The sequence below is a fragment of the Holdemania sp. genome (genome assembly GCF_986127675.1).
In genome coordinates, this window is the sequence record NZ_CFQZWI010000095.1 from 1 (window position 1) to 10,559 (window position 10,559).

Genomic DNA, 10,559 nt, shown 5'->3' on the forward strand with positions numbered 1-10,559 from the left:
TCCGATCTTTGCCGATCTCGACTTCGTCTTCGCAGACGAGAATTTGATAGTTTTGCATGGTTTGCTCCCCTCACTGATTCTTCCTTTAGTATAGAATAAACTCATGAAGTTGCAACGGATAAAAAGCTTAAGAATTAGTAAAGATTGCGATGAACGAGGAATTCTGTGCTGGGCGAGGGTTCGAAAAACGGCAGAATCTGATCCAGAAGCGGATCATCAAAGCGGCCGTGCAGCGCCAGCGCGCCCCCGATCACTAACCGCACCCTAGCCAGCATGACCCGGGCCTGACGCGTCAGCGACGGATCATAGGCGACAATGCAGCGGGCCTGATCCTGGAACGCTTCCAGCATATCCTTAAGAATATCCGGGCGCAGTGAATAGGTCAGACTGTTGGGCCGATGGGTATTGTAATGAACCAGGGTATCCGGAACGATCACGGTCTTCTCCGCTCTCAGCAGGATCTGGGGAATTAGCTGGACGTCCTCAAACACCCGGCCTTCCCAGAACTGCAGACCGTCGAACAGCGACCGCCGGATCAGCTTGCCCCAGGCGTAGTTGCGCACCTGGCGGTCCTTCATCAACATTTTCATCAGCGTCCGCTTGTGCGGAATCTGAACACGGCGGACATGGCGGCGGGTTGTGATCCGGCCTTCATAAACGTTGCCGCAGATCACGACGTCGGCCTGATACCGGGCCTGCGCCGCGACCAGCGTTTCCAGTGTGCGCCGCTTCATCCAGTCGTCGCTGTCCAGAAACAAAATGAATTCGCCCTTCGCGGCCTTTAGCGCCGCGTTGCGGGCTGCTGAGACGCCGCGGTTTTCCTGATGGATGACCGTGATCAGCTCGGGATGGATCTTCGCGTAGAAGTCCAGCCGCGATCCGGTGCGGTCCGTGGACCCGTCGTCGACGGCGATCACTTCGAAGTCGTGATAGGTTTGTTCCAACAGGGAACGGATGCAGGTATAGATTTCTTTCTCGCTGTTATAAGCGGGGATTAAGACGCTGACTTTCATGATTTATCCCTCGGACGGCACAAAGGCCGTCTTCCCTTTCTTGGTTTTCGCCTGTTCGTTTCGTTGATGCTCCAGCGCTTTCTGCTGGCGTTTTTTCATCGCCGCGCGGTAGAGCAGCAGCCCTGCGCCGCTGAAGGCGATCGTAATCGCATAAATCCAGAAGGCCGATGCGAAATCCTGCTGGATCAGCTTATCCCCGGCAAGCGTCGAGGTGATGACCGACGGAATCCGCGCGACGGTGGTGATGACCAGGAAGTGCGAGAACTTGACCGGCGTTAACCCGGCAAAGTAGGTGATGATATCCTTCGGTGTGCCGGGAATTAAGAAGATCAGGAAGATCAAATTGTCCAGCTTCTGTTCATCCTTCATAAACGAAAGCTTATCGAGCTTTTCCTTCGGCACCAGGCATTCGACTAAGCTGGAGCCGTAGCGGCGCACGAGCCAGAAGATCAGCGCCGTGCCGACCGCCGCGCCGATCAGGCACAGGATCAAGCCTTCGATCGGGCCGTAAGCGACGCCCGCGCCGGTTTCAATGATTTCTCCCGGCAATAACGCGACTAACACCTGCAGCGCCATCATGCCCGCCAGCACCGCCCGGCCCAGCCAGCCGAACTGTTCCAGCCAGACTTTAAACTGCGCCGGATCTGAAGCCACGCTTTGAAATAAAACGAACAACACCGCCGTCATGACGAGAGTAAAGATAATAACCGCGCCGATTGAGAACCAACGCACACGTTTCTGCCACTTTGTTTTCTGTTCCATCTTGAGGGTCCTCCTGATTACTGGTTTTATTCTACCCGTTAAACATGAAGATCCCCTTCTGGAAATTCAAAAGAAATTCTTAAGCCTTGCTGAAGAAGCAATGAAGGTCAAAAAATTACGTTTTTATCAGCGATTTCCCCTTCTCCGCTGGCGTTTCCCGCCAGGTCTGGCTATAATGGATTTCCTGACATCTCGAAAGACAGGGAAAGCGAGGTCTTGTATGAAAATCATTTATACGCTGCAGCATCCGCAATCCGAGCATCATCTCAACGGCCGGGTCGGCTCGTGGACGGATTGGGATTTAACCGAACTGGGCGTCGCACAGGCCGAACGCATCGCCTTCCGTTTGAAAGAAGAACTCAAGGACAAGCCGATCCGGCTTCTTTCCTCGGATCTCAAGCGTGCCTGGCACACAGCGCAGATCGTCGGCCAGGCACTGAATGTCACACCGGAAAAAGAAATCCGGCTGCGGGAGCGGAACCTGGGCGAAGCTGTCGGCCATTCCGTGGCCTGGCTGAAAGAAAATTTGCTTCAGCCGGAAATCACGATCGACGCCCGGCTGTTCTCGTCCGCCCAGACCCGCCGTGAACAATACGTCCAGCTCAAGCCCTTGCTTGAAGAGCTGTTGGCAAAGGAGGAGGAAATCCTGCTTCTTGTTTCGCACGGCGATACGCTGGGCATCCTCCATGCCCTGTGGCTGGGCCTGGAAGCGGAAGCGCTGAATTCGATTCAGCTGGCCGGCTCCGCTGGCGGCGTTTCAGAACTTTGGCTGCGCGGGGGCAAGCGGATCGTGCGCCGGCTCAGCGATCTGTCTTATTTGTGCTGAACTCTTGATCGATAAAAAACATGCGGCTTCCCTTTTCGGGATCGTCCGCATGTCTTTTTTTATGCTTACTTTTTAATCGTGTCCCATTCGTTTTAAGTGGATCAGAACCCGATTTCATCAGCGATCATGATGATCGTGAAACGTCCCGGCGTCTTCCGGCCATGGTTGATGATGCCGACGGAATTGCAGACCGACTGCTGGATCTGGCAATCCATGCACTTTCCCGTTTCGACGCACGGCGCTTTGTGATGCACGCGCATCGCGTTGAGCGGCGCGATCTGACGCAGCCGCTTCATCGCGTCGTCCAGCGTATCGACAACCTTGTTCACCCCGGCGACCACGATGACCTTGCGCGGTCCATAGCTGATCGCTGCGACACGGTTGCCGGACGAATCGATGTTGACCAGCTGGCCCTGCCGCGTGATCGCGTTGCTGCTGGTCAGAAAGACATCCGCCAACAAGGCCTGACGGTAGATTTCCTCAACCTCGGAAAACGGCAGTCCCTCCTGGTAGCGGTCAAAAAAGTGATAATCGCCATTGCGCAGGATATTGATCATATCCATCGCTTTGAGCGTTTCCGATCCGCCGACGCCGACGCTGGCGCCCTTGGGGATCAGCTCGAGCACTTTGTCGCGGGCTTCCTCCACATTTTCGGCATAATAGGTGATATACCCCTTTTCCGCTAACAGATCGACCATTTCATGGGCGACGGCCACTGCTCTGCGCTTACGATACTTATCCATACGACTCTCCTCTTTTCTATTTTTTTGACAAAAAAGACCGCGGCGAAAGCGCGGCCCTTTTCATTACTGATTGACTTCTGAATACTTCCGGCGTTCCGGACTCAAGTTGTCGCAATAATAACGCACGGTCAGCGCGCCGCCAATCTTGGTTTTGACTTTCGGCAATTCCATAAACCGGTCGCCTTCCAGCATGATTTCCATCATCGCTTTGCAGCAGGCCGTCAGATTGTTCACCTTCGGCTCCACTTCCGTCATCAGCTCTTTGGCGTTGATATCAATATACAGCCACTGGATGTTATGGGCATCCCATTTTTTCTGATTGATAATGTCGATATAATCTTGTACTGTTTTCTTTTCCATTAGAAAGGTACCCCCTAATCGATTTTATTATAGCATTGAACATCAATTAAATAAAGTCGAATCACGGAATCAAGCCGTTTTTTCAGAATTCAAATCAAAGAAAATAATCTAAAACAAATTCCATCATGACGCCCAGCCCCGGAAGCAGCGACGCTTTTTCGATTTTTTCTTCGCGGGTATGCGCGCCCTCGCCCAGATAGCCGCCGAAGCATAACGAGTTAATGCCCAGTGAAAACGGAATGTTGCAGTCGGTCGATCCGGAGTGCCCCTCCGGCCGCACGCCGATCCGCCGTTCGATCAAATCCTCGACCTTTTTCTCAATCGTCCGCTGTTTCTCCTGGTCGATTTCGCCCATGCACGGCCGTTCGCCTAAAATCTCGACATTGACCTCCACGCCCATCTTCCGGTAAGCGTCGATCAGGCTGTCGAACATGCCGCGCAGCTGATCCAGGTGCTCGCGCACATCGGAGCGGAATTCAAACAACATCGAAGCCTGCTGGGCGATCGTGTTGACGGAAGTGCCGCCTTCAATCGTGCCGACATTATAGGTGGTCTTGCCGCCCTGCGGCACTTTGACAGAGTACAGCGCGTCGATCAGGGAAGCCAGCACGCGGATCGCGTTGCGGTTGCCGAAAGCGCCGTAGGAATGGCCGCCCTCCGTTTTCACCTCGACGCGGTAGCGGACGGAACCGACCGCCTTGTTGACATAACCTTTATAGGAGCCGTCAAACGAGTAAACCTCGCTCAGCTTATCCGCGTAATCCTGCATCAGCCGGCGGCAGCCTTTAAGGTTACCCAGACCTTCCTCACCGGCGTTCAGCACGATCAAAACACCTTGCTTCGGCGGACACTTCTGCTCGAGCAGATACCGGGTGATGACCATCAAAAGCGCGACGTTCGCCGTGTCGTCCCCGACCCCCGGCGCTTTCAGCCAGCCGTCTTCCTCCACCAGCTCAAAGCCGGTTTCATCCGGGAACACCGTGTCCAGGTGCGCCATAAACGCGACGGCCTTGCCGGCCTGAACGTCGCCCAGCGTAACGATGACATTGCTTGCCTCGTCGATTTTCACATCTTCCGCGCCGACATCGCGAAACCACTTCGCGCAGAACTCAGCGCGGGCCTGTTCATGATTACTGAAGGCCGGAATCGCCACCAGCGTGCGGATCAGTTCCACAACCTCATCCTGATGATCGCTGACATACTGTTCCAAAGCTTCATTCCAAATCAAAGAAATACCCCCTTTTTTCAGGTTTCATTATACCATTCTTTTCGGCGTCGGAACAATTTATGTTAGAATAGTGCCAGGAGGTGATCCCTGTGATCCTCGAGAAGAATCAAATCGCCGCGGCGGAAGCGGCCAGCGGCAAAACTGAAACACAGCTGATGGAGCTGGCGGGCAAACGCTGCGCCGACACGCTGCTGCACGAATATCCGGAAAACGACTCGTTTCTGATCCTGTGCGGAAGTGGCAACAACGGCGGCGACGGGTTTGTGATCGCCCGGCATTGCTTAGCGGCCAACCGGCAGGTGGCGATCATTCTGATGCTGGACGACATCCGTACTCCGGCGGCGATCGAAGCCCGGCAGAAGCTGCCGGATTCCTGCCTGATCTATGGTTATCAGGAATTAAGCGAAACCCAGTTTCAGACGATGGCGCAGCGCGACGACGTGATCGTTGACTGCGTGTTCGGATTTAATTTCCATGCCCCGCTGCCGGATTTTTTGCGCAGCGCTTTCCGCTGGATCAACCAGCAGCGCCTGCCCGTTGTCAGCATCGACCTCAACAGCGGTCTGGAAGCGGATCACAGTCTTGGGGATCCCGATGCCCTGCACAGCGAGCTGACGCTGGCGTTAGGGGCGTTGAAGCCGGTTCACTTATTCAGCCGGGAACATCAGAAGCTGGACCGGCTGATTCCGATCGGACTGGGGTTCGCGGAGCCGGAGGCATCGCGCTGGATCCAGATGGACGCGCTGCAGGTCACGCGCCTGCTGCCGCGGCTGCACGACAACGATTATAAAAGCACGACAGGCCGGTTAACCGTGATCGCCGGCAGTCCCTGGATGGCCGGCGCAGCCCAATTCAATCTGGAAGCGGCCCAGGCGATGGGCTGCGGCATGCTTCACGCGCTTGTCGATCCCGCAATTTATCCGATCCTGCAGGCAGCCTGTCCGCACGTCGTCTATCATCCCAACACGCTTTCGGAAGCGGATCTGACCGCGCTGCTTAATCAATCCGACGCCGTGGCAATCGGCAGCGGCTGCGATCATCTGGCAAATCTGGAAACGTTATTGGAAAGAGTGCTGCGCCGCAGTTCCGTGCCGGTAATTCTGGACGCCGCCGCACTGCGCTGCCTAGCACGTCATCCGGAGTGGCTCAACACCCCTCACGGCGATTGGATTCTCACGCCACATGTCGGGGAGTTCAGCGCGCTGTGCGGACGCAGCGTTGAGGAAATCCAGGCGGACCGGATCCGCTGCGCCGAGGAATACGCCCTCGCTCATCAGGTGACGCTGGTCTTAAAAGGCGCGGACACGCTGATCGTTTCACCGGAAGGCCTGCGCTGCGTCAACAAGACCGGCAACCCGAGCCTGGCCAAAGCCGGCAGCGGCGATCTGCTGACCGGCATGATCGCCGCCCTCGCTGCACGCGGATTGACACCGATGGAAGCGGCCTGCTGCGGCGTCTGGCTGCATGGCAAAGCCGCGGATAAAGCGATTGAAAAGACCTCGCTGTACGGCGTTCATCACAAGGAAATTCTGGCCGGTCTGGACGCCTTCTTATTCGATCATCAGAAGGAGTTATGGCGGTAATGGAAATCCGCCCGGTCAACCGCGCTGATTTACCGGCAATTCGCGACTTGTTTCTCCGCAGCGTCCAGGAAGTCGCCATCCGGGATTACACCCCCGGCCAATGCGCCGCTTGGACAGCGGGCGCTGATAAACCCGGCTGGGCCGAGCGGTTTTTAGTCACCTGGACGATCGGCGCATTCTGTGAAGATCAGCTGGCAGGCTTTGCGAATCTGGAAAGTCCGACTCAGCTGGATTGTTTCTACGTCCACCCCGATTTTCAGCGTCAGGGCGTCGGCACCGCTTTGTTGAACGCTGTCGTAGCCCAGGCCCGCAGCCAGGGCGCGGTCTTCCTGGAAAGTGATATTTCGCTGACCGCCGAACCGTTTTTCCGCAGGCAGGGTTGGAAAGCTGTGCGCCGCAATCAGGTCTGCCGGGGTGATCAGGTGCTGATCAACACGACGATGCGGAAGACATGGGGTTAAAGCCAGACGGACCGTCTGTGTTTTATCTCTGGCGATTTCGCTGCATATTTACCTTTAATTTAACCTAAACAAACGGACGACTGTGATAAGCCGTCCGTTTTTGATCTTTCTGTTTTATGATTCTGTTTCGTTTTCCGTTTCTTCTTCTGGCTCCAGCACGCTGAGATGATCGGTGTACTGATCGAACCACTGCGTGATTTCCTTTAACCGGCGGATCCGGTGAATCGGCTTCCCGGAACGGCTCAGCTCATGATTTTCACCATGGAACAGGCAGATCCGGGCGTCGACATTATGCAGCTTCAGCGCCTGAAACATTTGTAAGCCTTCCGCCATCCAGCAGCGGTAATCCTGATCGGAATGGATGAACAACGTTGGCGTCACCGCCTTGTCCGCGTATTTTAACGGTGAGAAGCCCCACATTTTTTCCGGATTTTCCCATGGCGTCGAATCCATCTGGCTCATGTTGTGATAGTAGCCGATATCGGTTGTCAGCGATTTGGAAAACCAGTTGGAAATGGAGCGCTGGCTGGCAGCACACGCGAAACGATCAGTATGGCCGATAATCCAGTTGGTCATAAATCCGCCGTAGCTGCCGCCGGTGACCGCAACGCGTCGTTCATTAATCATCGGATAGGTCTTCAGCACGAGATCCGTAAACGTCATGATATCGGAATAGTCGACTGTTCCATACTTGCCGCGCAGATCCATAAACGCGTTGCCGCGGCCGTCGGAACCGCGCGGGTTGCAGAAGAACACAAAGTAGCCCTGAGAAGCCCAGTACTGCATCTCATGCATGAAGACTTCGCCATACGCCGCTTTCGGTCCACCGTGGATATCCAGCACCGCTGGATAGGTCTTCGCCGGGTCAAAATCGATCGGTTTCAGCACCCAGCCGTCAATCCGCACGCCGTCGTTGGTAAAGCTGATCTTCTCCGGCTGAGCAACATAGGACTCCGCGAGCACGGCGTCGTTAACATGCGTGAGCTGGATTTCTGCGCCGTCTTTCAATTCGTACAGCTCCTGCAGCCGCATTTTGCGCATCGCGCTCAACACGATCCGGCCGTTCTGCACGTCGAAGAAATCGACGGAGCCTTCCGCCGTCGTTAACGCCCGGCGCTGCCCCTGACGATCAAACACCGTCAGTTCGGAATGGTTATCCCACGTCAATAACGTCCAGATCTCGCCGTTGACGATCTTCCAGCCGCGGCCGCCATACAGCTTGGCATCGCTGCCGACAGAGCTGCCCCACGACAGATCCTCGCCGTTGAGCAGTGTCATCGCACCGCTGGCAACATCAATCGTATACAGCTTGGCGTTTTCGCTGGATCCCCAGGTTTGATAGTCGGTCGCGGTCACGGCCAGCTGGTTATCGTTAAGCCAGCCGAGATGACCGAAGCTCCATTTGCCCGACGGCACCAATGTCGTCCGCTCGCCGCTGGCCCGGTCAATTAAATACAAGACTGAGGTCTGGCTGTTGACGGAATCGAATTCAGGACCGGCGATCGCGATCTTCGTGTGATCCGGGCTGATTTCCAAATGCCGCACATCCATGTATTTCGGGGATAAGATCTGAGCCTCGTCCGTGCCCGGTTTCACCAGCACCGCCCAGGTTCTTTTTTTATTGATGAAGCCGCGGCCGTTAAACCAATACGGCAGTTCGTCTAAAACCTCGTAATCCTTTTCTTCTTCCCGCTGTGCCAGCACCTTGTCGAGTGCCTTGCCTTCCAGCCCCTCTGCCGGCAGCTCGTTGAGATCTTTCAAGACCAGCGCGGCCATCGTTTCCCCGTCGACCGGTTTTAAGGCCGTGACCTTCCATGGCAGCGTAAACGCCTTCCGCGCTTCCCCACCGTTAAGATCCAGACGGTAATAGGTCGTCTGCGTCTTCCCCTGCTTCGCCGCTTTTTCATCCTCGCCGGTCCGATCGGCTGGAAACAGGATATGTTCCGCGTCTTCAAACAGGAAATTACGTTCTTTATGGCCTGACGTCAACGGAATACTGCGTTTCTGATCAAAGTCCCAGCACCTCAGATCGTGCTCATACCCGGTGCCTTCCGCGTTGCTTTGGCTCTGCACATAAACGCATCGCCGGCCATCCGCGGATAACGTCGCTTCCGACAGATACTGATAGGCTTTAAACGTATCAATTTGAATTGGTTTTGCCATTTTATTCTCCCCCCGCCCCGCTAATGGAGCTCATTGTCCTTATTTTACCGCTGCCTGAACGCAACGTCAATTTGGTTGTGACGAATCTTCCGCTTCCATTTTCAAATGCACGTCCTGCTGCGGATACGGAATGCCGATCCCGGCCTCATCCAGCGCTTCCTTGATCGCCAGACGCAGGCCCCGTTCGACCTCCCAATGCCGTAAGGGCAGCGTGCGGCAGATGACCGTGATGTTGACGGAAGAATCCGCCAACTCCGTAATTCCCTGAACCTTCGGTTCCTCGACGATGATTTCCTTGACCTGCTTGGCATACGCCTTGGCCGCCTGATCGAGAATTTCCATCACCTGGCGGCTGTCCGCTTCATACGGCGTGCTGACCGTGACCTTCGCCAGCGAATCCATCCGGGAATAATTGATCACCCGGCCGATCGTGCCGTTGGGAATGATGATCTGCTGCCCGGCGAAGTTTTTCAAATACGTCACGCGCATCGCCGTCGCCGTCACAGTGCCTTCAATATCGTCCAGCTTAACATAATCGCCGACCGAAAACTGCTTTTCAAACATCATGAAAAACCCGGTGACCACGTCCTTGATTAAACTTTGCGCGCCGATGCCTAAAGCCAGCGAGCCGATCCCGGCGGATAACAACAAATTGTTGATCGCATTGCCGAAGCCCAGCTGCGCCAGGATCATCAAGGCGCAGATGCCGTAGACGATATAACGGAAGGTGCTGCGCGTCATCGTCATCATTGTCTGCACGCGGCGCGCCTGCATTTCCGGCATTTCCTCGGATTTTTTGATCTGCCGGGCAGTTAATTTGGAAATCAGATTCAATACCAGCTTGCCGCCCAGAACGATCAACAGTATGCCGACGCCTTTCCAGAACAACAGCCCGCTGTTTTCAGCGAGCGTGCTCAGAAAACCGTTGAAATAATCCGTGATTGTTTTTCCCAGAATTCCTGTCATGAACATCCCCCTGTCTTGTGCTTAAGTTTAACGAAAATCGGCGGCTTATTCAATCCTTCTTCATGGAATTGAAAGATTTCCCGGGGTTTGCAGGCAAATTCCTTGTTTTCCCGCGTTTTTCACGGCTATAATGAAACCAGAATAACATAAAGGAGGATTCGTAATGGCAACGGTAATTACAACGGATAATTTTGATCAGGAGGTCGTTCATTCCGACCTGCCGGTCATGCTGGATTTCCAAGCGCCCTGGTGCATGTACTGCCGGCGTTTGGCCCCTGTCATCGCCAAGCTGGAAAAAGAATTAGAGGGTCGGGTGCGGATCGGGACTGTCGACATTGATCAGCAGCCGGAGCTGGAAGAAAAATTCGACGTCAACACGATTCCGTCGCTGATCCTGTTCAAGCAGGGCGTGCAGGGTTCAACGCTGGTCAATCCGCCTTCCCGCGGCGCGATC

11 protein-coding genes are annotated in these 10,559 nt (G+C 55.1%); 4 read left to right on the top strand and 7 right to left on the bottom strand.

The features are described from left to right. Positions 1-134 precede the first annotated feature (134 nt). Entirely contained in the window at positions 135-1,013 is an 879-nt protein-coding gene (locus AC5OW4_RS12355; RefSeq protein ID WP_195395391.1) for a glycosyltransferase family 2 protein, read from the bottom strand. A gap of 3 nt (positions 1,014-1,016) precedes the next feature. Then, positions 1,017-1,775, bottom strand: coding sequence for a TVP38/TMEM64 family protein (locus tag AC5OW4_RS12360; protein WP_493677018.1), 759 nt, complete (start codon positions 1,773-1,775; stop codon positions 1,017-1,019). 220 nt (positions 1,776-1,995) lie between these two features. Here AC5OW4_RS12360 and AC5OW4_RS12365 point away from each other — a divergent pair, with 220 nt between their 5' ends. After that, the gene (locus AC5OW4_RS12365; RefSeq protein WP_195395393.1) at positions 1,996-2,601 is read left to right on the top strand and encodes a histidine phosphatase family protein; all 606 of its coding nucleotides are present in this window, start codon (positions 1,996-1,998) and stop codon (positions 2,599-2,601) included. 101 nt (positions 2,602-2,702) lie between these two features. Here the strand turns inward: AC5OW4_RS12365 and AC5OW4_RS12370 are convergent, their stop codons facing one another. The 3 genes from AC5OW4_RS12370 to AC5OW4_RS12380 all read right to left on the bottom strand — a co-directional run bounded on the left by AC5OW4_RS12370 (position 2,703) and on the right by AC5OW4_RS12380 (position 4,932). After that, complete coding sequence (locus AC5OW4_RS12370) at positions 2,703-3,344, bottom strand: lactate utilization protein (protein ID WP_006058713.1); 642 nt, start codon at positions 3,342-3,344, stop codon at positions 2,703-2,705. A 63-nt stretch (positions 3,345-3,407) separates the two neighbouring features. Next, on the bottom strand, positions 3,408-3,704 hold the full coding sequence (locus AC5OW4_RS12375) for a hypothetical protein (protein WP_006058712.1): 297 nt from the start codon (positions 3,702-3,704) through the stop codon (positions 3,408-3,410). Between the two features lie 94 nt (positions 3,705-3,798). Next, on the bottom strand, positions 3,799-4,932 hold the full coding sequence (locus AC5OW4_RS12380) for a M20/M25/M40 family metallo-hydrolase (RefSeq protein ID WP_493677019.1): 1,134 nt from the start codon (positions 4,930-4,932) through the stop codon (positions 3,799-3,801). A gap of 89 nt (positions 4,933-5,021) precedes the next feature. On the opposite strand from AC5OW4_RS12380, the gene AC5OW4_RS12385 reads away from it, so the two are divergent. Further along, positions 5,022-6,515 carry an NAD(P)H-hydrate dehydratase gene (locus AC5OW4_RS12385; RefSeq protein ID WP_195395395.1) on the top strand — a complete coding sequence of 498 codons (1,494 nt, stop codon included), beginning with the start codon at positions 5,022-5,024 and terminating at the stop codon, positions 6,513-6,515. Continuing rightward, positions 6,506-6,976, top strand: coding sequence for a GNAT family N-acetyltransferase (locus AC5OW4_RS12390; protein WP_195395396.1), 471 nt, complete (start codon positions 6,506-6,508; stop codon positions 6,974-6,976). Before AC5OW4_RS12385 ends, AC5OW4_RS12390 begins: the two co-directional genes overlap by 10 nt. 114 nt (positions 6,977-7,090) lie before the next feature. Here AC5OW4_RS12390 and AC5OW4_RS12395 read toward each other — a convergent pair whose 3' ends face one another. Together AC5OW4_RS12395 and AC5OW4_RS12400 are read right to left on the bottom strand one after the other, a co-directional pair. Continuing rightward, positions 7,091-9,139: an alpha/beta hydrolase family protein gene (locus tag AC5OW4_RS12395; RefSeq protein WP_195395397.1), complete on the bottom strand. Its 2,049-nt coding sequence runs from the start codon at positions 9,137-9,139 to the stop codon at positions 7,091-7,093. Between the two features lie 66 nt (positions 9,140-9,205). Continuing rightward, positions 9,206-10,105: a mechanosensitive ion channel family protein gene (locus tag AC5OW4_RS12400; protein ID WP_195395398.1), complete on the bottom strand. Its 900-nt coding sequence runs from the start codon at positions 10,103-10,105 to the stop codon at positions 9,206-9,208. Positions 10,106-10,268: 163 nt separating this feature from the next. Here AC5OW4_RS12400 and AC5OW4_RS12405 point away from each other — a divergent pair. After that, the coding region (locus AC5OW4_RS12405; protein WP_493677020.1) for a thioredoxin family protein at positions 10,269-10,559 on the top strand (291 nt) is incomplete at its 3' end.

What these genes read in the sequence shown, in the direction of transcription:
- AC5OW4_RS12395 (WP_195395397.1), bottom strand. Translation starts at nt 9,139, where the DNA reads ATGGCAAAACCAATTCAAATTGATACGTTTAAAGCCTATCAGTATCTG.
- AC5OW4_RS12370 (WP_006058713.1), bottom strand. Translation starts at nt 3,344, where the DNA reads ATGGATAAGTATCGTAAGCGCAGAGCAGTGGCCGTCGCCCATGAAATG.
- AC5OW4_RS12375 (WP_006058712.1), bottom strand. Translation starts at nt 3,704, where the DNA reads ATGGAAAAGAAAACAGTACAAGATTATATCGACATTATCAATCAGAAA.
- AC5OW4_RS12365 (WP_195395393.1), top strand. Translation starts at nt 1,996, where the DNA reads ATGAAAATCATTTATACGCTGCAGCATCCGCAATCCGAGCATCATCTC.
- AC5OW4_RS12360 (WP_493677018.1), bottom strand. Translation starts at nt 1,775, where the DNA reads ATGGAACAGAAAACAAAGTGGCAGAAACGTGTGCGTTGGTTCTCAATC.
- AC5OW4_RS12400 (WP_195395398.1), bottom strand. Translation starts at nt 10,105, where the DNA reads ATGACAGGAATTCTGGGAAAAACAATCACGGATTATTTCAACGGTTTT.
- AC5OW4_RS12355 (WP_195395391.1), bottom strand. Translation starts at nt 1,013, where the DNA reads ATGAAAGTCAGCGTCTTAATCCCCGCTTATAACAGCGAGAAAGAAATC.
- AC5OW4_RS12390 (WP_195395396.1), top strand. Translation starts at nt 6,506, where the DNA reads ATGGCGGTAATGGAAATCCGCCCGGTCAACCGCGCTGATTTACCGGCA.